Raw genomic sequence first — 22,127 nt, forward strand, 5'->3', positions numbered from 1 at the left:
GATGGACGAGCGGCGTTTGATACGCGTTTCCAAATACCTGGCCAGACATCTGCGGCACGACCCGGAGCGCATCGGCCTCACGCTGGACCCCAACGGATGGGTGCCGGTGGACACGCTGCTGCGGGCGGCGGCCGAGCACGGGTTCCCGATCACGGCCGCGGAGCTGTGGAAGGTCGTCGAGTCCAACGACAAGCGGCGCTACGCGATCGAGGACGGCCGGATCCGGGCGAGCCAGGGCCACTCGGTGCCGGTGGATCTCGACCTGCCCTCCGTGGAGCCGCCCGAGGTGCTCTATCACGGCACCGTGGGCCGGTTCCTGGCGGCGATCAAGGAGGAGGGGCTGCGGCCCATGAGCCGGCACGACGTGCACCTGTCGCCCGACCGGGAGACGGCCACGCGGGTCGGAGCGCGGCGGGGCGTTCCCGTGGTGCTGGTGGTGGCGGCCGGGGCGATGCACGCCGACGGGCACGAGTTCCGGGTCAGCGCCAACGGGGTGTGGCTGGCCGACCGCGTGCCGCCAGGCTACCTGCGGTTCCCCTCCTGACGCCGGGCGCGCAGGGTGTCGCGGGCGGCCATCAGCGCGAAGCCGAGCAGGTTGGCGCCCCGCCACGCAGCCGGGGACGCGGCCCGCTCGTCCGAGGCCGCCAGCCCGATGCCCCACACCCGGTCCACCGGGCTGGCCTCCACCAGGACCCGGCCCGCCGTGCCGAGCAGGAAGTCCGCCAGGTCCTCGTGCGCCCCGAACTTGGCGAGGTTGCCGCGCACCACGATGCCGAAGCGGTGCGCGTCCCATGTGGGCTCGTCGAAACCGCGCACGGTGCGGCCCAGCGCCTTGACCTCGCCCGGGTGCCGGGCCGCGAGGATCTTGTCCGCGCTCTCCCCGTCGCCGAACAGCCGCGCCTTGTGCGCCATCATGTAGTGCTCGGCCGAGCCGTACGTGTGGCCGTCCTCCGTGAAGGTGACCGGCCACCACTGGCTGAGGCAACCCGGCCCGACGCCGCCGTCGCGGGCGGGCTGGTGGCCCCAGAAGTACAGGTACTTGACGCGCCGGCCGGACCGCTCGGCGGCGACGGCCTCGTCCACGGTCATGGGAAGTTCGTCGGACATGTCCCCATACCTTACGCTCGCGAGCTCGCCCTCCCGAGGCGATCGGCGATCTCGCGCAGCACCGGCACCAGCTCCGGCGGGTCGAGCACCTCGAAGTCGAAGCCCTTGGCCGCGACGTGGATCGCCAGTTCGTCCAGCGAGTTGGAGCCGGCCAGGAACAGGCACGTGCGCGCGTCCACCGCCTCCAGCCGCCCGGCCTCCGGCGAGGTGCGCGGCGCGACCGCCTCCATGGGCGCGTGGAAGAGGATTCGCGCCTGGTAGCGGTAGGGGGCGGAGGTGATGGCGCGCGAGACGTACGCGGCCACGTCCTCCTGGGGCGGCGTACGCGGCACGAAGCGGGCCCCCGGCTCCCCCAGGGGCCCCTCGATCCGGTCCACCCGGAACGTCCGCCAGTCGTCCTTGGCCACGTCCCACGCCAGCAGGTACCAGCGGCGCGGCGTGTGCACCAGCCGGTGCGGCTCCACCTCGCGCGCCGTGACGCCGTCCCGCCCCCGGTGGCGCAGCCGCAGGCGCCGGCGGTCGCGGCAGGCGGCGGCGAGCCCGGCCAGCACGTCGGCGTTCACCTCGGGGACGGCCGCGCCGGCCAGCGGCACCGTCGCCGCCTGGAACGCGCTCACCCGGTGGCGCAGCCGCGACGGCAGCACCTGGTGCAGCTTGGCCAGCGCCCGCAGCGCCGCCTCCTCCAGCCCGGCGACGCTGCCGGTCGCGGCGGTGCGCAGGCTGATCGCCACGGCCACCGCCTCCTCGTCGTCCAGCAGCAGCGGCGGCAGCGCGGCGCCCACACCGAGCCGGTAGCCGCCGGCCACGCCGGGGGTGGCGTCCACGGGGTAGCCGAGCTCACGCAGCCGCTCGACGTCGCGCCGCACGGTACGCAGGCCGACCTCAAGGCGTTCGGCCAGCTCGGCACCGCTCCAGTCAGCCCGCGACTGAAGCAGGGACAGCAGGCGGAGCAGCCGCGCCGAGGTCTCCAACATGACGGTCATTCTGCCTGCTATCGGTGCCGGAACCTGTCACCAATTCCTTCTACCGTCGACGACATGACGAACTCCTCCCAGATCACGCCCTTTCACATCGACGTCCCGCAGGCCGACCTCGACGACCTGCGCGACCGTCTCCGGCGTACGCGCTGGGCCCCCGAGCTGCCCGGTACCGGCTGGGAGCGCGGCGTGCCCACCGGCTACCTGCGCGGCCTGGCCGAGTACTGGGCCGACGGCTTCGACTGGCGCGCCCAGGAGGCGGCGCTGAACGCGTACCCGCAGTTCACGACCACGATCGACGGCGCGGACGTGCACTTCCTGCACATCCGCTCGGCCGAGCCGGACGCCACCCCGCTGCTGCTCCTGCACGGCTGGCCCGGCTCGGTCGTCGAGTTCCTCGACGTCATCGGCCCGCTCACCGACCCGGTGGCGCACGGCGGCGCCGCCGCCGACGCCTTCCACCTGGTCATCCCGTCGCTGCCCGGCTACGGCTTCTCGGGCCCGCTGCCCGGCACCGGCTGGACGGACGGCCGCACGGCGGCCGCGCTCGTGGAGCTGATGTCCCGGATCGGGTACGAGCGGTACGGCGTCCAGGGCGGGGACGTGGGCGCCTTCATCGCCCCCTTGATGGGCCGGGCCGCGCCCGACCGCGTCATCGGCGTGCACGTCAACGGGCTGCTCACCTTCCCCGACCCCGCCGTGATGGGGTCGCTGACGGAGGCCGAGCAGGCGCGGCTGGCCGGAATGCGGGAATGGCAGGACAAGCTCGGGGCGTACCTGCAGCTGCACGGCACCCGGCCGCAGACCATCGCCGCCTCGCTGCACGACTCGCCGGCCGGGCAGCTCGCCTGGATCGTGGAGAAGTTCAAGGACTGGACGGATCCCGCGGCGAAGCTGCCCGAGGACGCCGTGGACCGGGACCGGATCCTCGCCGACGTCAGCATCTACTGGTTCACGCAGACGGCGGGCTCCACGGCGCACACGTACTACGAGCGGTTCAACGACTTCGGCGCGTGGGCGCCCAAGGAGCGGGGAACGGTGCCGACCGCGGCGGCCGTCTTCCCGACGGACTACTCGGTGCGTCCGCTCGCCGATCGGGTGCACAACGTGGTGCGCTGGACGGAGTTCGACCGCGGGGGCCACTTCGCGGCGCTGGAGACGCCGGACCTGCTGGTGACGGACCTGCGCGAGTTCTTCCGGTCCCTGACACCCCGCTAGGGCAGCTCAGCGAAGCGCTCGACCTGCTCGGTGCGGCCCGAGACGAGGACGACGTCGCCGTAGGACAGCTCGGTCTCGGCGGCCACGACCTGGGCGGGGTGCCGGAAACGGGTCAAGAACGACGGCATCATGCTCATCATCCGGCCCCGCCACACAGGTCACGCATCGAGAACGCCCCCCGTCGAACCCCGGCCGACACCCCGGCCGACCAGGCTTCCCGGCGCACCGCGCATTACCCTAACAGGCCCGGGTGATGCCAGTGCACTTACGCCTCCTTGACGCGAAAACTTCGCGTTCTTGACGCCTCCCGCCCTCTTCGAAAGACCTTCGCCGCAGTACGGCGGGGGCGACGTAGGCTGGGCGCCGGAGGCCACTGATGCGCGCACGCGATCTCGCCGTCGACTTCCCGACGGTCACTCTGGACACCCCGGCATTGGAAGCCGCCAGGCTCCTGGCCGAGCGGGACCTGCCGGGGCTCATCCTGGTCGACCCCGACGGGCGTCCCCTCAGCATCCTGCCCGGCACCCAGGTGCTGCGGCTGGCGGTGCCGGCGTACTGCCAGGACGACCCGGCGCTGGCCCGGGTGGTGGACGAGGCCCACGCCGACCTGTTCCTGCGGCGGCTCGGGGGCCGGACCGTCCGGGAATGCCTGCCCGAGCAGCCGAAGGAGCTGCCGGTGACCGACATGAAGGCGACCGTGCTGGAGCTGGCGGCGCTGATGGCGCGTACGCGCAGCCCGCTGGTGGCCGTGACCGACGCGGGCCGGCTGGTGGGGGCGGTCACGCTGCAGTCGCTGCTGGACCACGTCCTGGAGATGTGACCCGCGCGAGCGCCTGCCTGCCCGAGGTGCCCGGAGGAGGGCGGGTGTCGTCGTAGGGTGGTCGCATGGCCAGGACCGCGGCACGACAGCCCGTACCCACCCGGCGCGCGGACGCCGAGCGCAACATCGCCGCGATCCTCGAAGCCGGGACCAGGCTGCTCAGCGCCGATCCCACGGCCAGCGTGGCCGACATCGCCAAGGCCGCCGGGGTGGGCAGGGTGACGCTCTACGGCCACTTCCCGTCGCGGGAGGCGCTCGTGGACGCGGTGTGCGACCACGCGGTCGAGGTGGCGGAGGCGGTGCTGGCGGACGACTCGATCGAGACGGCCCCCGCGCCCGAGGCCATGGCGCGGCTGCTGCGCTCGTCGTGGGAGGTGCTCGATCGGCACCGGCGGCTGTTCGTGGCCGCCGACCGGGTGCTGGCCACGGAGCGGATCAGGGAGCATCACGACAAGCCGCTGCGGCGGGTGGAGCGGCTCATCGTGCGCGGGCAGCGCGAGGGCGGCTTCCGTACGGACCTGCCGCCGGCGTGGCTGGTGACGACGTTCTTCTCAATCATCCACAGTGCCGCGCAGGAGCGCGAGGCCGGGCGGCTCGCGCCCGACGAGGTCGAGCCGGTGCTGGTCAAGACGATGCTCTCGCTGCTCACGCCTGCCCGGCCGTAGTCCCACCGGCCCGCGTCGCGCGGCCCTCCCGGCGTCCATCAAGCCCTACCCCGGTACGGTTCATGCGTGCTAACTTGAACACCACTGTTCGAGCCGCACGGCCCGCCGCGTTCGACGCGCCTCACGGCAGCTGACGGACACCGTACGGGCCGGCGGCGGGCTCGGCGGTGGAGTCGGCGGTTGAATCGGCGCGCAGGCGCGCCGCGTCCTGGCCGGGCGGGGCGCCGAAGAGCCGTCGGTATTCGCGGCTGAACTGCGAGGGGCTGTCGTAGCCGACGAGATGCCCGACGCCGGCGACGTCGTCGGGACGGGCGATCAGCAGCGCGCGGGCCTCCTGGAGCCGGATGCGTTTCTGAAACTGCAAGGGACTCATCGCCGTGACGGCGCGGAAGTGCCGGTGGAACGCGGACGGGCTCATGCCGGCCAGCCGGGCCAGCTCCTCGATCCGCATGGGTTCGGCGTAGTTGCCGCGGATCCAGCCGATCGCCCGGTTGACGTGGGCCAGGCTGCTGTCGGCCAGGCCGATCTGGCGGACCATGCCGCCGTGCGGGCCGGTGAGCAGGCGCCAGAGGATCTCCCGCTCGATCAGCGGGGCGAGCACGGGCCCGTCGGCGGGGTGGTCGAGCAGGCGCACGAGCCGTACCGCCGCGTCGAGCAGCTCCAGGCCCGCCTCGCCGGTCGCGATCGCGGGCAGCCCGCCCGTGGTGCGGGACCACCGCGAGAGCGGGGCCTCCAGCAGGAGCGGGGCGATGGCCGCCGGGCGCAGCACCAGCCCCATGCCCAGGGACGGGGTCCGCGGGGTGGCGCCGATGAAGTGACCGGTGACGGGCAGGTCGGCGGTGACCACGAGGCACTGCCCCGCCCGGTACTCGTACACCCGGTCGCCGAGCAGGAGCCGCTTGCCGCCCTGGGCCATGACGACCAGCAGCGGCTCGGTCAGCGAATAGTCCGGCGCCGACGTCCCCACCTGCGACAACAGCAGCCCGTCGATCGACGTCCGCAGGTCCGCCCGCGCGTGGGCCGCGATCAGGCCGCGCAGCTCGTCGAGGTACTGGGAGGTGGTACGCACACCTCACGGAAGCATCCGCGACCCCGCCGAGGCAAGACGATCCAGGCGAAGTCGAGAGGATCGTGCAAGCCCCCGCGCGGATCGGTCTACCGCCGGCCGGGTGGGTCGCGTTTGCATGGTGGGGACGAGATCCGAAGCACAGGAGGGGCTCTCATGCCGCTTGATCACTACGTCACCCTGGGCAGGTCGGGGCTGCGGGTCAGCCCGTTCGCGCTCGGCGCCATGACGTTCGGGGAGGATCCGGGAGGCGCCGGCTGCAGCGTCGAGGAGTCGGAGAAGATCCTGGCGACCTACCTCGATCTGGGCGGGAACTTCATCGACACCGCCAACTTCTACACCAACGGCCACTCCGAGAAGATCCTCGGGGACTTCTTCGCCGCCCGCCCAGGGCGGCGCGAGCGGGTGGTGCTGGCGTCGAAGTTCTTCGGCAACCTCTTCCCCGGCGACCCCAACGGCGGCGGCGCGGGCCGCACCTCGATCCGGGCCCAGCTCGACGAGACCCTGCGCCGCCTGCGCACCGACTACCTGGACCTGTACTGGCTGCACAACTGGGACCGGCACACGCCGATCGAGGAGACGTTGCGCACCCTCGACGACCTCGTCCGCGCCGGGAAGATCCGCTACCTCGGATTCTCCAACACCCCTGGCTGGGTCACCGCGCAGGCCCAGACGACGGCGCTGCTGAAGGGCTGGACGCCGTTGATCGCGCTGCAGGTGGAGTACTCGCTGCTGGCCCGCACCGTCGAGGGCGAGCTCGCGCCGCTCGCGCTCGACCAGGGCATGGCGCTGGTTCCCTGGAGCCCGCTGAGGAACGGCTTCCTGTCGGGCAAGTACCGGCGCGGCGCGCAGGTCGCCGATTCGGCCCGCACGGCCTTCGTCGGCGGCCCCGGCGAGGAGGAGTTCGCGGTCATCGACGCCGTCACCGCTGTCGCCGGCGAGCTCGGCACCACGTCCGCCGCGGTGGCGCTGGCCTGGCTGCGCTCCCGGCCGGGCACCGTCGTGCCCATCCTCGGGGCCAGGCGGGTCCGCCATCTCGAGGACAACCTCACCGCGCTGGACGTGCCCCTCGGCCCGGAGCACCTGCGCGTGCTGGACGAGGTGTCGGCCCCCACCCTGAACTACCCCGCGCCGATGCACGGAGCGCTGCGCGCGATGTTGCAGTTCGCCGGGGCCACGGTGGACGGTGAACCGTCGGCCGTCTATCCGCCGCTGGCGCAGAGCCCCGTCCGCTACTGAGCCCGTCGCTATTGAGCCCGTCGCTATTGAGCCCCGTCCGCGTACTGAGCCCCGTCCGCTACTGAGCGCGCCGGCCCCGTCATCCGGGGCTTTCGTCTGAGGAAAACCCGGGATATCGCCGACGGCTCCGGCGCATTATTCTTCATTGATGGTCACCTTAAGCCGCGCGACCGCGGTGCAGGCGTAGATGCCGCGACTGAGGCTGGCGCACCAGCGATTGCCCGGGGTGACCGTGATCGCCGTGATCGGCGAGATGGACGCCGCGAACCGCGCCCAGCTCGAGGCCTACATCGCGCAGGTCCAGCCGTCGCCCGTCGGGCAGCTGGTGTTCGACCTGTCGGAAGTGCCGTTCATGGACAGTTCTGGCCTGCACGTGCTGCTGACCTGCGCCACCAACTGCCTCAAGAACGGCGGCGCCGTCCATCTCGCCGCGGTCCAGCCCGTGCCCACCCGGCTCTTCGAGCTGACCGGCGTCATGGCCCACATGCCCGTGCACGACACGGTCGAAGGGGCCATCACCGCCGCCCTGGCCTCCTAGGAACGCTCCACCCGGGCGGGTTCCGCCCGCCCAGCGGCCGAGCAGCTCGGCGTCGCGGCTGGTGGCCGGCATACGGCCGGCGGCACCAGCACCACGGCCAGGAGCAGCACGGCATGGCGTTACGCGGCCGTCGGGTCGATTCCGCGGAGCATCATCCCCTGGCCCCGGGAGAGGTGGACGTCGTCGGCGGGCTGGTCCTCGGGGTCGCGGTACTGGATGAGCAGGGTCGTCCGCGCCTCGTCCGCCCGGTTGACCCCGGACCCGTGCACGGTGAGATAGCTGAGGAACAGCACGTCCCCGGCCTCCGCCTCGACCGGGACGGCGGACTCCAGCGGCCACTCCGCGAGCGGCAGGTGCCACCCGCCCACCTCGACGTGCGGCAGCGGCCCGTACCGGTGGCTGCCCGGCACCACGCGCACGCAGCCCTTCTCCTCGGGCGCGTCGTCGAAGTGGAAGATCGCCGCGCCCACCGTGTGGCGGGTGTGCGGGAAGTGCGCGGCGTCCTGGTGCATGGGGAACGGCGAGCCCTTCCCGGCGGGCTTGACGAAGATCTTGGTGTGGTGGAGCTGCACGTTCCCGGAGCCCATCACGGCGGCCGCCACGTCGGTGAAGCGCGGGTCCATCATGAGCCGGGCGAAGGCGGCCGAGTGGAACTGCACGTCGTGGCAGTGCCGCAACTCGGTCTCCGCCCCGCCGATCTCCCGCGCGCTCCCCCACGTGGGGTCCGACGGGCGCAGCCGCCCGAGCACCGCGTGGCACTCCTCCCGGTACACCCGCGCCTCCGCCTCGCTCAGCAGCCCCTTGACCAGCAGGTAGCCGTTGTCCCGGTAGAACCGCACCATCGCCGAATCGGTCATCGCACTCTCCCGCGCGTCCGCCCCGTGCCGTCCTCTCAGTGATTCCCATCCTGCGGTTCAGGCAGGCGGGGCGGTGCTAGGCGGGCGGCCGGGTGCGGGAGACTGGCGGGGTGACCACCGAGAACGCCGATCGCCCCGGTCCGCCCGTGACCAGCCCCTCGATCGTCCTGCTCACGCTGGCGCGCCGGATCGAGACCGAGCTGGCCGCCGCCCTGGCCCCGTTCGACCTCACGGTCAGCCGCCTCGGGCTGCTCGGTCACATCGCCGGCGTGCCCGGGGCGTCGTTCAGCGAGCTGGCGCGGATGTCGGGCACGACGGTCCAGAGCACGCACACCGCGGTGAAGGCGCTGGTCGCGGCGGGGCTGGTGCGCGACAGCACGGCCCGCGCCGGGTCGGCGTCGACGATCGAGCTGACGCCCGAGGGCGCGCGGCTGCTGGAGACGGCCAAGGGCGCGGTGTCCGGGGTGGACGACCTGCTGTTCGGCCCGGAGGCGGACCCGATCCAGCGCCAGATCGCCGACGCCGTCCGCGCCGCCTTCGCCGGGATCAGGCCGGTACGCGGGAGCGACGCCAGGCGTACGAGCTGACCGCGACGCCCGCCAGCGTGACGGCGGCGCCCACGACGTAGAGGGAGCTCAGCCCGAGCCCGCCGTCGATGACGCGCCCGCCGAGCCAGGCGGCGAAGGCGGCGGACAGCTGATAGGCGGAGGCGTTCACCGCCATGGCCAGGGTGGGCGCCGCCGAGGCGGTGGCCAGGACGCGCGCCTGCATGCCCGGAATGACCGCGAACCCCGCCGCGCCCAGCACGAACACCATGGCCGCCGTCACCGCCATGTTGCCGCTGCCCGCCCACATGAGGACGAGCACCGCCGCGAGGACGCCCAGCAGCCCGAGCTGCGAGCGCATCGGCGCCCGGTCCGACAGCCGGCCGCCGACGAAGTTGCCCACGGCCGCGCCCACCCCGTACACCAGCAGGAGCGCCGCCACCGCGCCGCCGGCGAAGCCGGTGACGTCCGTGACCAGGGGCGCGAAGAAGGTGAACACCATGAGCAGCCCCGCGTTGCCCACGGCCGTGACCGCGATGGCGAGCCGCACGTCCCGGTCGCGGAGCACGCGCAGCTCGCTCATGGCCGAGGCCCCGCCCGACGGCTCGCGCACGTCCGGCACCAGCCGCGCGACCAGCGCGAGCCCGACCGCGCAGCAGGCCGCGACCGCCAGGAACGTGGCCCGCCAGCCGTGGGCGTTCCCGATGAACGTGCCGATGGGCGCGCCCAGGATCATCGACAGGTTCATGCCGAAGACGAGCTTGGAGACGGTGGACGCCTGCTTGCCCGGCGCGGCGGCCGACACCGCGATGACGATCGCGTTGGCGAAGAACGTGGACGTCACCAGCGACGTGACGATCCGGGCCGCGAAGAGCACGCCGTACGCGGGGGCGAACGCGGAGGCCAGGTTCCCGGCGATCGTGATCCCGAGCAGCACGAGGATGAGCGGCTTGCGCGGGAAGCGGGCGGTGAGGGCCGTCAGCACGGGGCCGCCGACGATCATCCCGATGGCGTACGCCGTCACCAGCAGCCCGGCGGCCGGGATCGAGACGGCCAGGTCGGCGGCGATGCCGGGAAGGATGCCGGCGATGACGAACTCGCCGGTCGTGATCCCGAACACGCACAACATCAGCGACGGCAAGTTGGGTCTCATCGATCTCCACTCTCTTTCTTTACAGATCAGTACAGAACTAGGGCGGCAAAAGGGCCGCGGCTCGACGGCGCGCGGCCCGGGTCTGCTTACAGGGCCGCGACGGCCCCTTCGACGACGTCGAGGAGGGCGTCGCGGTCGTCGGTGACCTTGGCGAGCACGCGCAGGCCGTAGTAGGCGCTCTGGAACGCCCGCGCCACCTGCCGCGGCGGCCGGTCCGACGACAGCTCGCCCGTGCTCTGGCCGATCTCGACCAGCCGCAGGAGCGCCTGCTCCAGGTCGGTGAACTGCCGCCGCACCAGCCCCGCGACCGCCTCGGTGCGCCCGCTGGACTCGGTGGCGGCGTTGAGCGCCAGGCAGCCGCGCCGGCCCGGGTCCGCCATGTCGGCGTCGATCACCCCGAGCATGAGGTCCCTGAGCCGCTCGCGCACCGACCCGGGCTCGGCCAGCATCGCCAGCTGCGCCTCGGCCCTGGTCTCGGCGTAACGGCGGATCGCCTCCTCGTACAGGCGGTGCTTGCTGCCGAAGGCGTTGTAGAGGCTGCCGCGGCCGAGCCCGGTGCGCTCGCACAGGTCCTGGGTGGAGGTCGCCTCGTACCCCTTCTCCCAGAAGACCTCCATCGCGGCGTCGACGACTGCCTGATCGCTGAACTCTCGCGGCCTGCCCATGGGAGGGAGGCTACCGGATTCTGTACAGATCAGTAAAGAACGGTTCAGGCTAGGGCGTGGTGGCGCAGTACTCGCCGCTCAGGGTGCTGACGCGCATGCACACCTCGTCCCCGCCGACCAGCACCACGGCGGGCCGGAAGTCCCCTTCGAGCGCGCCGCCGGCGGTGCTCGTCGTGAGGGAGCCGGGGGTCAGGACGCCGTTCACGGTGAAGGTGAAGACGGCCGTGGCCGGCGCGGGCTGGATCTCGAACCAGTAGTAGCGGTCGCCGGGCACCCCGCGGACCTCCTGGCAGACGGACGTTTCCGGCAGGCAGGTGATCGCCGCCTGAGCCGGAGGCGCTCCCCCGAGCGAGAGGATCCCGGCGGCCACCGATACGGCGAGGGCGCGGAGCATGTTCGTCACCTTTTCTTCGGAGATCATCGAAGCCTTCCAGCCGATGATCTACGAAGAGGGGGCGGCGGGCTACCGGGCGTCGACCCGCTGGCAGAGGCCGTAGACGAATCGGGCGCGGTACGTCGCGCCGCCGTGCTCGAAGCCGACCGCCCAATGGTGCGGGGCCTGGCCCTCCTGGTGGACGGCGCCGGGGAAGCTCGCGCCGACGTCGGCCACCACGCAGCTCCAGGGCGCGAGCTCGGCGAAGGACAGCGCCTTGGGACCCTCGGGGCGGACGAACCACTGGTTCCACGTCTCGCCGCCGGGCCCCGACAGGACCTCGAACTCCAGGCCGGGCCAGGACGGCAGGGCCCAGCGGGACACGCCGCAGGTCAGGCTGCCCACGGCGGTCGTTCCCTCGTACGCGGGGCGGCCGAGCAGCGGCCGGAGCGTCTTCGGCGCCCTCGGCGAGTGGAGCATCCTCGTCCACTGGGCGTGCGCGGCCCGCAGCTCCGCCCTGGACGCGTCCATGACCAGGAGCGCCTGCTCCACCCGCGTGGGGTTGAGATCGCGCATCCGGTGCATCAAGGACAGTTCGAACTGCCGCACGCCGAATCTCACACTCCCGTTTTACCTGCTCCCGGCGTTGCACGAGGCATCGGGCGGGCACCCCCTCCTACCATCGGCGGGTGAGCAAGGCGCGTCCCGTCCCAGGCCCCGGCTGGCTGACCCCGCTGGTGTTGCCCGCCTACCTCGTGCGGGGCGAGCACCTCCTCGACCGGGCCTTCGAACGTTACGGCGACGTGTTCGGGTTCTGGGCGCCGGGCGTCGGGCGGGTGGCGCTCATGCGCGACCCCGCGCTGATCGGCGAGGTCATGACGGCGCGGCTGAACCCGTTCGAGGGGCGGCCCACGGCCGCGGCGTGGGGGCCGCGGTCGATCTTCGCGCAGCACGGGGCCGACCACCACCGGATGCGCAAGCTGGTGCTGCCGCTCCTGGGCGGCCGGTCGGTGCAGCGCCACCGCGCCATCGTGGCCGACGTGGCCGGGCGCACGGTGGAGGAGTTCCCGGCCGGGATGCCGTTCGCGCTGCTGCCGCTGCTGTGGGAGTCGCTCCTGGAGATCGCGCTGCGCTCGCTGCTCGGGCTGGACCGGCGGCGGCTGGAGGTGTGGCTGCCGGTGGTGCGGGAGCTCCTGCACGTGGCGCTGACGGAGGAGCTCATGGTCCGCTTCGCCCTGCGCGGGCTGGGCGCCATCCGGCTCTGGCCCTCCGCGCAGCGGCTGCGCGCCCGCTGCGTCCAGCTGGTCAGGGGCGAGATCGCCCGCCGCCACGACGGCGAGACCGGCGACGACGTCCTGAGCCTGCTCATGGCGTCGCGCACCGCCGAGGGGTGGCGGCTCAACGACGACGCGCTGGTCGACCAGGTCATGACCATGCTGCTGGCGGGGCACACCACGACCGCGCTCGGCGTGGCCTGGGCGGTCGAGCGGCTCGTACGGCACCCGTCCGCGCTCCACCGGCTGACCGCCGAGGCCCTGCGCGGCGACGATGACCGGTTCGCCACCGCGGTCGCCTGCGAGACGCTGCGCCTGCGTCCTTCGACGTCGACCGTGCCGCTGGGCGTGGCCCGCGAACGGCTCACGTTCGGCGGCTACCGGGTCGAACCCGGCACCAACCTGCTGGTGGCGCTGCGGGCACTGCACCGCCATCCCCGGCACTTCGCCGACCCCATGGTCTTCCGGCCCGAACGGTTCCTGGAGGGGCGTCCCGCCCCGTACAGCTGGCTGCCGTTCGGGACGGGGCCGCACGTGTGCGTGGGCAGGCAGTTCGCTCTGCTGCAGATCTCGACGTTCCTGCACGTCGTCACCCGCCGGGTGATCCTTTCCGCCGCCGATCCGCGCGACGAGGGGATGAACCGCGTCGCCATCACCCACCACCCCGACCGGGGCTGCACGGTGGTCGCGGTGCCGCGCGGCCCGGTCGCCCCGAGGCCGTTCGGCGGCAGGCCCGATGCCTGACGACCGCCCGCCGATCGCCCTGCATCACGCCCGGCTGCGCGCCGCCCCGCAGGGGCCGGACCGCCCGCCGCCCGGGATGCCCGGCCCTGAGGTGATCGCGGCCCGCGCGGGCGAGCGGATCGAGCGGCTGCGCGAGGCGTGGCGCGAGCTCCGCTACGAACGTTTCCTCCCGGAGGCCTGGCAGGCCCAGCTCCACCGGTTCGCCACCGCACTCGACGAGCTGGCCGGCCCAGCGGGACGCCCCGCCGGCCTGGTCACCGCCGTGCTCGGCCTGCTGCGCGAGCACGGCCTCGCCGAACCCGGGCCGGACGGCCGGTGGGAGCCGACCAGCCCGGCCAGGCCGTACGAGCTGACCCGGAGCCTGCTGCTGAGGTGAGGTGGCCGCCTCAAGATGCCGGGCCTACGGGATCGGTGCGGCGTTACGTCGCCGAGCGCCAGCCGCGGATCCGGGTGGAGGTCGGCTGGGGACCGGTTGAGGCGTTCATCTCCCAGACGCACCGGGCCGGCGCCGGGGCCGAGGTCGACTTCGGTGACGTCACGGTCTGGATCGGTGGGTCGCGTCCAACGTGAGCCGTGTCAGTCGCGGCCTCGATGACGGCGTGGTCGACGCCTGGTTCCTCGACTCCCTCGTGACCTGAGGCCGGTCACCACCGCCCGAGGACGTCGATGCGGTCCTGAACGTCGGAATACTCGGCGGCCGCGTCGGCGAGGATGGCTTCAGGAGTGCGTCCTTCGCGGCGGTCGAAGTGGACCTCGGCGATCGCGGCGATGCCCGGCTGCGGTTCGGCGTCCTCGTCCACACCGAACATGATGACCTCGAAAGGGCCGTTGCCGGAGGCGAGCAGGTAGAGCAGATCACAGAGGTCTGTGGCGACCGCGCCGACATCGCCCTCGTCGCCTAGGAAGACGACCGGCTGCTGCTCGGCCGGAAGGCCCTCGTGGACGAGCCAGAAGGCGATCTGCGAGCCGCTGCCGTTGATGGCGAACACGCGGAACTCCCGCTCGGCGTCGGTGCGCCCGTTCGCCGTCACCGAACCCGGGTCGAAGCGGTCAAGCATCTCGAAGTCGATCTCGCCGAAACCGGGCGCGTCCTGGTAGGCGTTCAACGCTTGCAGGGCCGGGGGGAACGGCTCGTTGACATCCGGCTCCGGCCAGTCCGGGATCGTCCGGACCGGGAAGGTGACACGCACCTGTTCGGCTGCTCGCAGGAGCTCGGGGTCGTCCTCGTCCAGTTCGTTGAGCCTCAGGCTGAACCAGATGAAGCGCCCGTCGCCGTGATAGCGCGCCTCGAGCATGGTGCGCTCGTCGCGCTCCAGCACGTGGACGATGTTGCCGTATTCGGCGACCCTGCTCTCCAGCGCCCGGGCACGCGCCTCCGGCTCGGACAACTCGATGGTGATCCCCTCACGGAGCGGCGGTGTGTAGCCGTCCACGATGTCGATCTGCGTGAGGTAGCCGAGCAACTTACCCCGGCCGCGCACCCGAGGCGGGGGGTAACTGCCGGGAATTCGCGCGGTGGCCTTGTAGACGAGCGACCATCCGCACTCGTCCACGCCCTCGGCGTCCACGCCGTACCGGTCGGAGAACGTTGCGGGCGCGTCGAGACCGTAGGCCTGATGCAGCTCGACCAGCCGGGGGTCGTCGGTGCGGCAGCCGAGCAGGTCCTCGAGGACGGCGAAGGGCGGCGAATCGGTCATGACCGGCGACAGTAGCGTCACCGGCCAGGCCCTGGCGGGATCCGCGCGATCGAGATGATCATGTGATGGACGGTCCGCCTGTCAGGCGCGAGTAGCGTTCGGCGAGCCGGTGAAGATGGTCGCGCATTTCCGGCGGTTCGAGCACGGTGAACGAGACGTCCAGGCTGCCCAGGAACGCGGGCTCATCCGGCCGCGTCCCGGGTCCGCTCCAACACCCGGTAGACCGTCGCCCGGCCGACCGAGAACACCTCCATCAGCTCGGCGATGGTGTACTCGCCGGTGGAGTGCATGCGCACCAGCTCGGCCTGCTGGCGCGTGGTGAGTTTGGGCTGGCGTCCTTTGAGCTTGCCGCGGGAGCACGGTCCCGACGCTCATCCCACCGGTGGGGGTGGCGCGGAACCGGCAGAGCAACAGCGGGAGGTCGGCGGCCGCAGTGGCCATGGCGGTTGCCTGCCGCTCGATCTCGTCGTTGATGATGCGCTACCGCTAGGACCTCTGAGCAGGTGCTGTGCAAGGCTCGAAGGTCTGATGTTGTTGAGAACCGTCTGAGAGGCGTCGACCAGGGTCCGCAGCGCGTTGACCGGGTGGCGCCGATCGCGATGTCGGTGGCGATCTGCGGGGTCAGGTAGCGGCGCCGTACATGGCGGATGTCGTCCTCGTTGTGGGCATGGCCACCGGCGGCCACGGCCCGGATCCCGGTGTTGGTGCCGTACCCGTAGATGGCGAGCGCAGGGCCGACCCGCCGCACCTGGAAGATCAGCGAGGCCGTGAACCCACGGCCCAGGCCATCTGGCCTCAGCCTTCGATTCCTCCGTCGCGCGGTCAGCCGTCGTACCGCCAGCCAAGACCTTCGTCCCCTCAAGGAGCTGCGATGCGAATTGCCCTCATCCTCCTGCTCGCGACCACCCTGGCCGGCGGCGCCGCCACTCCCCCGGCGGCCCCCACCCCCACTGCGGCGGCCGTAAGCCCGGCCCCCGCTCCCGTCGCCCCCGACCGGCTACGCCCCATCACCGGGGCCCAGGTCTGCGCGGCCGTCCCCAAGTCGCTCCGGGTGTCCTTGCTCCCCGAAGACATGTTCAGCAACGATTTGAACTGGAGCAACAATGTCGCGACCGCCACTGTGGCCTGGGGGATGTGCAACTGGTACCCCGGCGCCCCTCGTTCGCTGAGCGTGATCGTCCAGGCGTACGGCACGGTCACCCAGACCGCGACAGAGCACGCCAAGCAGTTGTTCGACAAGAGCAAGGCGGAGGCCGCGAAACAGGCCGAAAAGCCGGACTGGAGAGCGTACACCCCACCCGTGACAGCGGATCACGGCGACGCCGCGTACAGCCGGACGGTGACCAAGACCGGTCAGTCCGGCTCTCGCAACGCCGAAATGGTCATCCGGCAGGGGCCCTGGCTGATCACGATCACATATCGAGGCAAAGAGCGTGACGGCGCATTACCCACCGAAGCCGAGCTTCGCCGCGGCGCGGACCGGTTCGCCGAGGTTTTCACCGCGGAAATGGCCAAGGACCCCAGCACCGTTGCCCCCGATGACGGCCAGCCGTGCGGAGCCATCTCCACCACCGACGTCACCTCGGCCTTCTTCCCCTCCGTCACGGAAGTGGGCGGCGACGGCGACGCCGGCCAGACCGCCTGCACCTGGAAAATCCGCGACGGGGTCGTGCAGGCAGACAGGCCCTGCGGCCGCGGAGTGATCCAACTTGGGGACATCGCCTCCCGCTGCGGCCAACTGCTCGTCCGCGTCAGCGACGCCAGGCGCCTCTACCACCGGGATCTTAAGGCCGGGTTCGACATCGAGGCCGGCTACTACGCCAAGGAGGCGCCCATCAAGCGCCTCACCGGCCTCGGGGACAGGGCGTTCGCCGTCGCCGAGGAGGTCCGGGTCCTGGCCGGCGACCGCCTCATCACGTTCACCTACGACGGCACGAACGTCGGCGGCGGCCCCCGTGACGCCCCCGGCTATCAGAAACCGAACCTCGACGAAGCCGCCCTCCGTAAGTCCCTCATCCGGACTGCCCGGAGCTTCGTGTCCGGCTTGTCCGCCCACGATTGACCACACCCGGCAAGCCGCCCACGCCGGGTGCGCCGAGCCGGATCATTCATGTACGTGATAATGGCCTTTTATCCCGTGCAGGGCCTTGTGCTCGGTGGCCAGATCGGTATGCCGGGCGTGGGCGACGAGGTTCTCAGCGCGGCTGACCACCTCGAGCTCGGCCAGGGCCCGCTGTTGAGCGTCGGCGCGGTCGAGCCACTGATCGATCTCCGGTCGGCCCGTCCGGCCCTCGGGTGTCTCCACGCTCGCCCCGTCCTTGTTATCCGCTGAGTTCCGCCCCGGCCCCCACCAGCTCGGCGACGGCATTATCCACTCCAGATGCTAGCCATCGGCGGTAAACACCTGCTGGGCCCCGGCTGGCACAGCGCCGCCACCACCGACCCCGACGCGCTATCCAGGACCTGGTGCGCCGGTGACAACATCGGCGTCGGCTGCTGGCGTTCGAACATGCTCGGCGTCGACCTGGACGTCAAAGGCGCCGTCGACGGCACCGCCGCCTGCGCGGAGCATGTCGGGCCGTGGCCGGACACGCTCGCCTGTGGCCGAACATAGCCGCCTGTGAGTCGATGGCGGGCTTGCCTCTTCGCCGGCAGGGTGCGCACACTGAGCGGTGACCCCTTCCCGAAAAGAGACGAGATCAGCAGTGAAAGCATGGATCCTGCTCGTCGTCGGTGTGCTGTTCGCCCTGCTGGGAGCGGTGTGGACGCTGCAAGGGCTGGGCGTTCTCGGCGGCAGCGTGATGAGCGGCGTCACCGCTTGGGCGGTCATCGGCCCGGTAGTGGTCATCGTCGCCCTGATTGTCGCCGTCATTGGGGGACGGGGCTTGGCCAAGCGGCAGCCTCGCAACTGATCTACACCACGTCAAAAGAGGCTCGCCCCCTGCGGCGCCAGCATGGCCGACGCTCACTGGCCATCCATCCGGGTCGACAGCGACTTGGCCCCGCTGGCGCGCGACGCCATCCCCCTTGAGTTGATGGCTGGCAGGCACGCGGAGCCTCCGGACGGCTACGGCCGGGTCGGGGCTCACAGACCCCTCGCCGCATGGACGGGGCCCCACGACCTCGTCCCACGCCGGGTAGGCCCACAGCCCAAGTACGGCTGGAAGGGGCAGCCGGTTGACATAAAGCCTGTTAGCGAGCAACGCGACCTGCGGAAACGCTCGATCCAGCGTTATCGCGCCGCAGGGCGCCTGACTCATCCCCGAACGCCGCGGTGATGGACCGCTGGAAGACCGCGGCCGCCGCCACCTGGAACCGGCACCTATCTGCCCTGTGCTCCTCCACCACCTGGGCCCAGCGCCAGGACATCCTCGCCACCAACCCCGCCCGCCGCCTGCAGCGCCGCAAACCCGCCCGCCGCGGCGACCGCTCCATCCCGCGCACCCGACTGGAGACGCTCTTCACCGACACCGGCCATGCTCTGCGTGAACGACTGCTGTGGCGGCTCCTGTACGACACGGCCGCCCGTGCCGAGGAAGTCCTCACCCTCAACGTCGAGGACCTCGACCTGGAATTCCGGCGCGCCCATGTCGTTTTCAAGGGCGGCGCCATCGACCTGGTGGTAAGAATCGCGTCGCCCGGCCCAAACGAGTGGGGAGGCGCCCTTGGTCTTACAGGGTCGAGGAGCCTGAGGGCACCCGTTGGCGCTGAGATGGATCTTGGTTCGCTTGGTTGACATAAAGGCAATACAGGGCAATTCCGGCGATTCGCCGGAAACGTCAACCCCTCACCCCCCGAGCGCGGTGAAACAATCTCCGCATGAGCACTCTCGCTGAACGCCTCCGCGCCGGAGCACGCGACGCCGCCCCATATCGGATCGCCGCCGTCGAACTCCTCATCGCCGACCCTCAGAGCGCGTGGCTCGACAACGATGAGTTCCTCGAAGCCTGCGTGACAGACAGCATCGATCAGGACATGGCACTCATCGACTGGGAGAACGCCCGAGACTCGTTCGACAGCGGCGCATTCGACGCACCGGTCGGCGACGGCCGTGCCGTCGCCAATCAGGCCCTCCTCGACTTCGCCATCACGCTCGCAGAAGAACGCTTCAACCTCGTCTTCATGAACGACCAGCAGCGCCGCCTGATCGTCACCGCACTAGCCCAGGCCACCCAGGATCAGGGTTGAGGAACACGTAATAGGGAGGAACATGTAACCAGGCGTTGAACTGCGACTCGATCCCGGTCTACCCGCCGGGCGCGCCGGTGCTTGACGCTCGCGCCCGACGTCGCAGAGGGGGCAGACCAAGTATGGGAGAAAGGGACAGTCGTGCCTCTGACCTCGGCACAGTAGGCAGCGGGGGCATGACCTTTCTCCTCGATTCCCCGTGGTCTGGAGGGCCGGTCGGCGAGGTTGTCTGCGAAGACATAGCGCCTGGTTAGAGCGGGAGACGAGGAACTTGTGGAAGGCGTAGCGTCGCCGACGTGACAGCTGACAGCATGCTCATCGTCGCAGAACATGCCGCCAAGGCGCCCATGCCGCGTCGCTCATCGAGTCGCCCGAGCACACATGCCTGCGCCGCGCTGAGCGACAGCTCGGCCGCGGCCGCCTCGTAGGCGCGGTCGTATACGTCGACCATCGCCATCGCTGGACCCTAGCAGGATCTAACCTCGATGAACGTGGTGCTGCCGTCGTTGCTGCTCGACGTCGTCTTCCACGGGCCTGACGTTAGCGACTTCCCTGACGTCAATTGTCAGCGATGTGCCGAAGAGGAAGTAAGCAGAAATTAGCGGTAGCGACGGCGACCGCAACGTCCAGGCCCTGCCACGAGGTCACGGACCTTGTGGCAGATGGCCTGCTGCCAGTCGGAGCCCGGCCCAGTCCGGAGGGCGCACCGGGCACCTGGGCGACCGTCTCAGTAGCGCTGTCCGGCCAGACCACGAGTACCTCGCCGGACCAGTTCGCCGATGAGCACCTTGCTCTCCCTATCTCCTTCACTCGACGGATTTCCAGAAGTCGCAGCGGTGCTCGCGGTCGAGGTTCACCTCTTTGATGCCGTCCTGGCCAGGGGCGAGCGCCAGCACCTGTCCGTCGGCCGGCCGGTACTTCGCCCAGGCGGGCGCTTGGTCGCCGTTGGGGTTGCCGGCGTGGGCGAAGCGCGTCCAGTAGCTGATCATCTGGTCGGACAGTTGCCGCTGCTCGGGCGAGAGGGCGTGGCCCGCGTACGCGCCGGAGAACAGGTACTGGAGCGCCGGCGTGATAGACGCCGGTCGGATAGTCCTGCGGGTGTCCCGCTCGAAAACACAGTTTCGCACTGCGAACTGGGGTTTTGCGGCGCGATCAGGGCGGCGGCTGCGGCCATTGCGGGGTGTTGTTGTCGCTTGTCTACCGGTTGGTGAAGGGCTTGTGTAGTCGAGACAGTGCTGCTCAAACGGCTGTATGTGCTGGTCGTCATCGAGCACGGCACTCGGCGACTGCACCTGGCCGGAGTGACCGCGTGCCCGACCGGGGTATGGACGGTCCAGCAGGCCCGCAACCTGGTCATGAATCTGGGTGGCCGCGTTGCCGGGCTGCGGTTCTTGATCCACGATCGGGACCCGCTCTTCACCTCTGCCTTTCGTGAGGTCTTCACAGCTGAAGGGCTACGGACCATCACCACGCTGCCGCAGACGCCGAGGATGAACGCCATCTGCGAGCGGGTCATCGGCACTCTGCGCCGTGAGCTCCTGGACCGGATCCTGATCCTCAACGAACCCCACCTGGCCCTCGTGCTCCACGAGTACCTGATCCACTACAACCGGCGTCGGCCGCACCAGTCCCGGCAACAACGACCTCCGGACACTGCAATGCAGCCCGAGCGCGACGTGACCGACCTCGACGACCTGCGATCCATTCGCCGAAAACCCGTCGTTGCAGGCATGATCAGCGAATACCAGCACGCCGCATAACCGCAGTTCAAGCCACGTAACTCAATACTCGAGCGGCACACGGTAATCGCTGGCGGGGGCGTCGGGCAGGGCGGCGACCTGGCGGATGACGAGGTCGAGGGCTTGGCGCCCGAGCGGCTCGATCATGGCGGGGGTCAGGTCAAGGGGGACGGAAGCGGGTTCAGTCATGCCGACACGGTAGGGATGCGGCCTGCGATGTGGATTGAACGCAATTGCACGTTAAGTCAACGGCGTGCGCATCCCTCCTTGGTCACCGCGACGCGGCCAGATCGAGCGCGCCGAGGTGCGGCCGGGCAACGACTTCCGCAGGTGGTATTCGCGCGGTATGTATGAAGTCCGGGGATCTTCCCGGCTTGCTCGCCGAACTGCGGGAGGTAGGGGACCGTCATGAGCGACGCGGCAGCGGACATGATCGAGCATGAAACGCACTGGTACGGCGGTGATGTGACGCCATACCAAAACAAGGCGCTGGAGCTCGACAATATCGTCAAAGCACAGCAGGACACGGCCGTAAAGCTGCTGAAAGCGATGTGGGCTGCCGGTCAGGCGCGTGGGCTCGTCGCCGACGACTTCGATACTTCGGAGATCAGGGGCCTGTCGGGGCGGCCACACCCTCTCGTCACCGCCATATTCAATGGGCAGGTCAACACCTCCATGGCAGGACGCCCTTGTGCCCCGAACCTTGGGGCGATGCCGGCGTATACCGATGAGAGCGCCGCTCCGGCCAGCGACAAGGCGCGCGATGTGATCGCCCAGGCCACGGCATCCTCGCCCCTTGACTCCCTTTACGACGACGAACGGGATCCCCCTTTCGTGGTGTACACCGAGAGCGCCAAGTTCGCCGCCGTGCAGATGCTGGATATGTTGTGGGCCGTCGGTGAATCCTTTGGCCTCAGCGCTGACGACTTCTTGGACCCGCTCGAGCCTTCCCGCGACAGCGCTGGACCGCTCGCCCGAGCGGCAGTGGCCGCGCACGTGAACGCTTACGGCCGGGCGTCGGACCTGGTCACCGACGACCCGCGCCAGAAGATGCTGGACACTCTCTCCCGTGCCCCCCGCGACCTTCACCTGCGTTCCGCATAATTCGCTCGGGCTGGAGCGAAAATGTGTGTGTTGACCTGGGGAAACACGTAGAGACACGCTGGTGAGGCGTGTCTCTAGGCGGTGGCGTTCGTGCAGGTCAGCGGCGTGCGGGGGCGAGCTCGATGATCTGCTTGGGCGGGTCGATGGCGAGCTTGGCG

30 protein-coding genes and 2 pseudogenes are annotated in these 22,127 nt (G+C 70.7%); 17 read left to right on the forward strand and 15 right to left on the reverse strand.

Annotation, left to right across the window (positions count from 1 at the left end; translation table 11 throughout):
* The first annotated feature begins 1 nt into the window (after position 1).
* Positions 2-544, forward strand: a complete 543-nt coding sequence (locus ACIBQ1_RS16900) for an RNA 2'-phosphotransferase (RefSeq protein ID WP_397278378.1) — start codon at positions 2-4, stop codon at positions 542-544.
* Here the strand turns inward: ACIBQ1_RS16900 and ACIBQ1_RS16905 are convergent.
* Both ACIBQ1_RS16905 and ACIBQ1_RS16910 read right to left on the reverse strand, forming a co-directional pair.
* Positions 523-1,107 (reverse strand): NADAR family protein, encoded by a 585-nt coding sequence (locus ACIBQ1_RS16905; RefSeq protein ID WP_397278380.1) that lies wholly within the window; start codon positions 1,105-1,107, stop codon positions 523-525. The two genes, ACIBQ1_RS16900 and ACIBQ1_RS16905, sit on opposite strands and share 22 nt — an antisense overlap.
* 11 nt (positions 1,108-1,118) lie before the next feature.
* Positions 1,119-2,081, reverse strand: a complete 963-nt coding sequence (locus ACIBQ1_RS16910; protein ID WP_397278382.1) for a helix-turn-helix transcriptional regulator — start codon at positions 2,079-2,081, stop codon at positions 1,119-1,121.
* Positions 2,082-2,144: 63 nt separating this feature from the next.
* Here ACIBQ1_RS16910 and ACIBQ1_RS16915 point away from each other — a divergent pair, with 63 nt between their 5' ends.
* Positions 2,145-3,302: an epoxide hydrolase family protein gene (locus ACIBQ1_RS16915; RefSeq protein WP_397278383.1), complete on the forward strand. Its 1,158-nt coding sequence runs from the start codon at positions 2,145-2,147 to the stop codon at positions 3,300-3,302.
* Here the strand turns inward: ACIBQ1_RS16915 and ACIBQ1_RS16920 are convergent.
* Entirely contained in the window at positions 3,299-3,442 is a 144-nt protein-coding gene (locus ACIBQ1_RS16920; protein ID WP_397278385.1) for a hypothetical protein, read from the reverse strand. The genes ACIBQ1_RS16915 and ACIBQ1_RS16920 overlap by 4 nt on opposite strands.
* 236 nt (positions 3,443-3,678) lie before the next feature.
* Between ACIBQ1_RS16920 and ACIBQ1_RS16925 the strand changes: the two genes are divergently transcribed.
* Complete coding sequence (locus tag ACIBQ1_RS16925) at positions 3,679-4,122, forward strand: CBS domain-containing protein (protein WP_397278387.1); 444 nt, start codon at positions 3,679-3,681, stop codon at positions 4,120-4,122.
* Between the two features lie 65 nt (positions 4,123-4,187).
* Positions 4,188-4,787, forward strand: a complete 600-nt coding sequence (locus ACIBQ1_RS16930; protein ID WP_397278389.1) for a TetR/AcrR family transcriptional regulator — start codon at positions 4,188-4,190, stop codon at positions 4,785-4,787.
* A 121-nt stretch (positions 4,788-4,908) separates the two neighbouring features.
* Here ACIBQ1_RS16930 and ACIBQ1_RS16935 read toward each other — a convergent pair whose 3' ends face one another.
* On the reverse strand, positions 4,909-5,856 hold the full coding sequence (locus ACIBQ1_RS16935) for an AraC family transcriptional regulator N-terminal domain-containing protein (protein WP_397278390.1): 948 nt from the start codon (positions 5,854-5,856) through the stop codon (positions 4,909-4,911).
* Positions 5,857-6,009: 153 nt separating this feature from the next.
* Here ACIBQ1_RS16935 and ACIBQ1_RS16940 point away from each other — a divergent pair, with 153 nt between their 5' ends.
* Positions 6,010-7,092, forward strand: coding sequence for an aldo/keto reductase (locus ACIBQ1_RS16940; RefSeq protein WP_397278391.1), 1,083 nt, complete (start codon positions 6,010-6,012; stop codon positions 7,090-7,092).
* Positions 7,093-7,279: 187 nt separating this feature from the next.
* Positions 7,280-7,630 carry an STAS domain-containing protein gene (locus tag ACIBQ1_RS16945; protein ID WP_397278393.1) on the forward strand — a complete coding sequence of 117 codons (351 nt, stop codon included), beginning with the start codon at positions 7,280-7,282 and terminating at the stop codon, positions 7,628-7,630.
* Positions 7,631-7,749: 119 nt separating this feature from the next.
* Here the strand turns inward: ACIBQ1_RS16945 and ACIBQ1_RS16950 are convergent, their stop codons facing one another.
* Positions 7,750-8,487: a phytanoyl-CoA dioxygenase family protein gene (locus ACIBQ1_RS16950; protein ID WP_397278395.1), complete on the reverse strand. Its 738-nt coding sequence runs from the start codon at positions 8,485-8,487 to the stop codon at positions 7,750-7,752.
* A gap of 110 nt (positions 8,488-8,597) precedes the next feature.
* Between ACIBQ1_RS16950 and ACIBQ1_RS16955 the strand changes: the two genes are divergently transcribed.
* Complete coding sequence (locus ACIBQ1_RS16955) at positions 8,598-9,074, forward strand: MarR family winged helix-turn-helix transcriptional regulator (RefSeq protein WP_397278396.1); 477 nt, start codon at positions 8,598-8,600, stop codon at positions 9,072-9,074.
* Here ACIBQ1_RS16955 and ACIBQ1_RS16960 read toward each other — a convergent pair.
* The 4 genes from ACIBQ1_RS16960 to ACIBQ1_RS16975 all read right to left on the reverse strand — a co-directional run bounded on the left by ACIBQ1_RS16960 (position 9,034) and on the right by ACIBQ1_RS16975 (position 11,844).
* Positions 9,034-10,185 carry an MFS transporter gene (locus ACIBQ1_RS16960; protein WP_397278398.1) on the reverse strand — a complete coding sequence of 384 codons (1,152 nt, stop codon included), beginning with the start codon at positions 10,183-10,185 and terminating at the stop codon, positions 9,034-9,036. The two genes, ACIBQ1_RS16955 and ACIBQ1_RS16960, sit on opposite strands and share 41 nt — an antisense overlap.
* Positions 10,186-10,271: 86 nt before the next feature.
* Positions 10,272-10,850: a TetR/AcrR family transcriptional regulator gene (locus ACIBQ1_RS16965; protein WP_397278400.1), complete on the reverse strand. Its 579-nt coding sequence runs from the start codon at positions 10,848-10,850 to the stop codon at positions 10,272-10,274.
* A gap of 49 nt (positions 10,851-10,899) precedes the next feature.
* Positions 10,900-11,271, reverse strand: coding sequence for a hypothetical protein (locus ACIBQ1_RS16970; protein WP_397278402.1), 372 nt, complete (start codon positions 11,269-11,271; stop codon positions 10,900-10,902).
* 42 nt (positions 11,272-11,313) lie between these two features.
* Positions 11,314-11,844 (reverse strand): hypothetical protein, encoded by a 531-nt coding sequence (locus ACIBQ1_RS16975; protein ID WP_397278403.1) that lies wholly within the window; start codon positions 11,842-11,844, stop codon positions 11,314-11,316.
* A gap of 68 nt (positions 11,845-11,912) precedes the next feature.
* On the opposite strand from ACIBQ1_RS16975, the gene ACIBQ1_RS16980 reads away from it, so the two are divergent.
* Genes ACIBQ1_RS16980 through ACIBQ1_RS16990 form a run of 3 tightly spaced genes read left to right on the forward strand, consistent with a single transcriptional unit; the run spans position 11,913 to position 13,811 of the window.
* The gene (locus ACIBQ1_RS16980) at positions 11,913-13,241 is read left to right on the forward strand and encodes a cytochrome P450 (protein WP_397278405.1); all 1,329 of its coding nucleotides are present in this window, start codon (positions 11,913-11,915) and stop codon (positions 13,239-13,241) included.
* A complete protein-coding gene (locus ACIBQ1_RS16985; RefSeq protein WP_397278407.1) occupies positions 13,234-13,617 on the forward strand; it encodes a hypothetical protein in 384 nt (127 codons plus the stop codon). Before ACIBQ1_RS16980 ends, ACIBQ1_RS16985 begins: the two co-directional genes overlap by 8 nt.
* Positions 13,618-13,652: 35 nt before the next feature.
* Entirely contained in the window at positions 13,653-13,811 is a 159-nt protein-coding gene (locus tag ACIBQ1_RS16990; protein ID WP_397278408.1) for a hypothetical protein, read from the forward strand.
* A gap of 74 nt (positions 13,812-13,885) precedes the next feature.
* Here the strand turns inward: ACIBQ1_RS16990 and ACIBQ1_RS16995 are convergent, their stop codons facing one another.
* Positions 13,886-14,938, reverse strand: a complete 1,053-nt coding sequence (locus tag ACIBQ1_RS16995; RefSeq protein ID WP_397278410.1) for a hypothetical protein — start codon at positions 14,936-14,938, stop codon at positions 13,886-13,888.
* Between the two features lie 182 nt (positions 14,939-15,120).
* A pseudogene (locus ACIBQ1_RS17000) lies at positions 15,121-15,264 on the reverse strand (helix-turn-helix domain-containing protein); the annotation flags it as partial.
* A gap of 545 nt (positions 15,265-15,809) precedes the next feature.
* Here ACIBQ1_RS17000 and ACIBQ1_RS17005 point away from each other — a divergent pair.
* Positions 15,810-17,000: a hypothetical protein gene (locus tag ACIBQ1_RS17005; protein WP_397278412.1), complete on the forward strand. Its 1,191-nt coding sequence runs from the start codon at positions 15,810-15,812 to the stop codon at positions 16,998-17,000.
* Positions 17,001-17,042: 42 nt separating this feature from the next.
* Here ACIBQ1_RS17005 and ACIBQ1_RS17010 read toward each other — a convergent pair whose 3' ends face one another.
* Positions 17,043-17,243 (reverse strand): hypothetical protein, encoded by a 201-nt coding sequence (locus tag ACIBQ1_RS17010; RefSeq protein WP_397278413.1) that lies wholly within the window; start codon positions 17,241-17,243, stop codon positions 17,043-17,045.
* A gap of 66 nt (positions 17,244-17,309) precedes the next feature.
* Here ACIBQ1_RS17010 and ACIBQ1_RS17015 point away from each other — a divergent pair.
* The 4 genes and pseudogenes from ACIBQ1_RS17015 to ACIBQ1_RS17030 all read left to right on the forward strand — a co-directional run.
* Positions 17,310-17,552, forward strand: a pseudogene (locus ACIBQ1_RS17015) (bifunctional DNA primase/polymerase); the annotation flags it as partial.
* A 91-nt stretch (positions 17,553-17,643) separates the two neighbouring features.
* On the forward strand, positions 17,644-17,850 hold the full coding sequence (locus ACIBQ1_RS17020; protein WP_397278415.1) for a hypothetical protein: 207 nt from the start codon (positions 17,644-17,646) through the stop codon (positions 17,848-17,850).
* Positions 17,851-18,215: 365 nt separating this feature from the next.
* Positions 18,216-18,674, forward strand: coding sequence for a hypothetical protein (locus ACIBQ1_RS17025; RefSeq protein ID WP_397278417.1), 459 nt, complete (start codon positions 18,216-18,218; stop codon positions 18,672-18,674).
* A gap of 83 nt (positions 18,675-18,757) precedes the next feature.
* A complete protein-coding gene (locus ACIBQ1_RS17030) occupies positions 18,758-19,126 on the forward strand; it encodes a hypothetical protein (RefSeq protein ID WP_397278419.1) in 369 nt (122 codons plus the stop codon).
* A gap of 250 nt (positions 19,127-19,376) precedes the next feature.
* Here the strand turns inward: ACIBQ1_RS17030 and ACIBQ1_RS17035 are convergent, their stop codons facing one another.
* Both ACIBQ1_RS17035 and ACIBQ1_RS17040 read right to left on the reverse strand, forming a co-directional pair.
* Positions 19,377-19,583, reverse strand: a complete 207-nt coding sequence (locus ACIBQ1_RS17035; RefSeq protein ID WP_397278421.1) for a hypothetical protein — start codon at positions 19,581-19,583, stop codon at positions 19,377-19,379.
* Positions 19,584-19,932: 349 nt separating this feature from the next.
* A complete protein-coding gene (locus ACIBQ1_RS17040; protein ID WP_397278423.1) occupies positions 19,933-20,253 on the reverse strand; it encodes a carboxylesterase family protein in 321 nt (106 codons plus the stop codon).
* 105 nt (positions 20,254-20,358) lie between these two features.
* Here ACIBQ1_RS17040 and ACIBQ1_RS17045 point away from each other — a divergent pair, with 105 nt between their 5' ends.
* Positions 20,359-20,886, forward strand: coding sequence for an integrase core domain-containing protein (locus tag ACIBQ1_RS17045; RefSeq protein WP_397278424.1), 528 nt, complete (start codon positions 20,359-20,361; stop codon positions 20,884-20,886).
* A gap of 21 nt (positions 20,887-20,907) precedes the next feature.
* On the opposite strand, the gene ACIBQ1_RS17050 is transcribed toward ACIBQ1_RS17045, so the two are convergent.
* On the reverse strand, positions 20,908-21,054 hold the full coding sequence (locus ACIBQ1_RS17050) for a hypothetical protein (RefSeq protein ID WP_397278426.1): 147 nt from the start codon (positions 21,052-21,054) through the stop codon (positions 20,908-20,910).
* A 219-nt stretch (positions 21,055-21,273) separates the two neighbouring features.
* On the opposite strand from ACIBQ1_RS17050, the gene ACIBQ1_RS17055 reads away from it, so the two are divergent.
* Positions 21,274-21,969, forward strand: coding sequence for a hypothetical protein (locus ACIBQ1_RS17055; RefSeq protein ID WP_397278427.1), 696 nt, complete (start codon positions 21,274-21,276; stop codon positions 21,967-21,969).
* Positions 21,970-22,127 lie beyond the last annotated feature (158 nt).

It is taken from the genome of Nonomuraea sp. NPDC050153, assembly GCF_044460125.1.
Taxonomy (GTDB): domain Bacteria; phylum Actinomycetota; class Actinomycetes; order Streptosporangiales; family Streptosporangiaceae; genus Nonomuraea.

Excerpts from the sequence above, each read along its gene's own strand:
- ACIBQ1_RS16900 (WP_397278378.1), top strand. The coding sequence starts at position 2 with ATGGACGAGCGGCGTTTGATACGCGTTTCCAAATACCTGGCCAGACAT.
- ACIBQ1_RS16905 (WP_397278380.1), bottom strand. The coding sequence starts at position 1,107 with ATGTCCGACGAACTTCCCATGACCGTGGACGAGGCCGTCGCCGCCGAG.
- ACIBQ1_RS16910 (WP_397278382.1), bottom strand. The coding sequence starts at position 2,081 with ATGTTGGAGACCTCGGCGCGGCTGCTCCGCCTGCTGTCCCTGCTTCAG.
- ACIBQ1_RS16915 (WP_397278383.1), top strand. The coding sequence starts at position 2,145 with ATGACGAACTCCTCCCAGATCACGCCCTTTCACATCGACGTCCCGCAG.
- ACIBQ1_RS16920 (WP_397278385.1), bottom strand. The coding sequence starts at position 3,442 with ATGATGAGCATGATGCCGTCGTTCTTGACCCGTTTCCGGCACCCCGCC.
- ACIBQ1_RS16925 (WP_397278387.1), top strand. The coding sequence starts at position 3,679 with ATGCGCGCACGCGATCTCGCCGTCGACTTCCCGACGGTCACTCTGGAC.
- ACIBQ1_RS16930 (WP_397278389.1), top strand. The coding sequence starts at position 4,188 with ATGGCCAGGACCGCGGCACGACAGCCCGTACCCACCCGGCGCGCGGAC.
- ACIBQ1_RS16940 (WP_397278391.1), top strand. The coding sequence starts at position 6,010 with ATGCCGCTTGATCACTACGTCACCCTGGGCAGGTCGGGGCTGCGGGTC.
- ACIBQ1_RS16945 (WP_397278393.1), top strand. The coding sequence starts at position 7,280 with ATGCCGCGACTGAGGCTGGCGCACCAGCGATTGCCCGGGGTGACCGTG.
- ACIBQ1_RS16950 (WP_397278395.1), bottom strand. The coding sequence starts at position 8,487 with ATGACCGATTCGGCGATGGTGCGGTTCTACCGGGACAACGGCTACCTG.
- ACIBQ1_RS16960 (WP_397278398.1), bottom strand. The coding sequence starts at position 10,185 with ATGAGACCCAACTTGCCGTCGCTGATGTTGTGCGTGTTCGGGATCACG.
- ACIBQ1_RS16965 (WP_397278400.1), bottom strand. The coding sequence starts at position 10,850 with ATGGGCAGGCCGCGAGAGTTCAGCGATCAGGCAGTCGTCGACGCCGCG.
- ACIBQ1_RS16970 (WP_397278402.1), bottom strand. The coding sequence starts at position 11,271 with ATGATCTCCGAAGAAAAGGTGACGAACATGCTCCGCGCCCTCGCCGTA.
- ACIBQ1_RS16985 (WP_397278407.1), top strand. The coding sequence starts at position 13,234 with ATGCCTGACGACCGCCCGCCGATCGCCCTGCATCACGCCCGGCTGCGC.
- ACIBQ1_RS16995 (WP_397278410.1), bottom strand. The coding sequence starts at position 14,938 with ATGACCGATTCGCCGCCCTTCGCCGTCCTCGAGGACCTGCTCGGCTGC.
- ACIBQ1_RS17005 (WP_397278412.1), top strand. The coding sequence starts at position 15,810 with ATGCGAATTGCCCTCATCCTCCTGCTCGCGACCACCCTGGCCGGCGGC.
- ACIBQ1_RS17025 (WP_397278417.1), top strand. The coding sequence starts at position 18,216 with ATGGACCGCTGGAAGACCGCGGCCGCCGCCACCTGGAACCGGCACCTA.
- ACIBQ1_RS17030 (WP_397278419.1), top strand. The coding sequence starts at position 18,758 with ATGAGCACTCTCGCTGAACGCCTCCGCGCCGGAGCACGCGACGCCGCC.
- ACIBQ1_RS17035 (WP_397278421.1), bottom strand. The coding sequence starts at position 19,583 with ATGGCGATGGTCGACGTATACGACCGCGCCTACGAGGCGGCCGCGGCC.
- ACIBQ1_RS17050 (WP_397278426.1), bottom strand. The coding sequence starts at position 21,054 with ATGACTGAACCCGCTTCCGTCCCCCTTGACCTGACCCCCGCCATGATC.
- ACIBQ1_RS17055 (WP_397278427.1), top strand. The coding sequence starts at position 21,274 with ATGAGCGACGCGGCAGCGGACATGATCGAGCATGAAACGCACTGGTAC.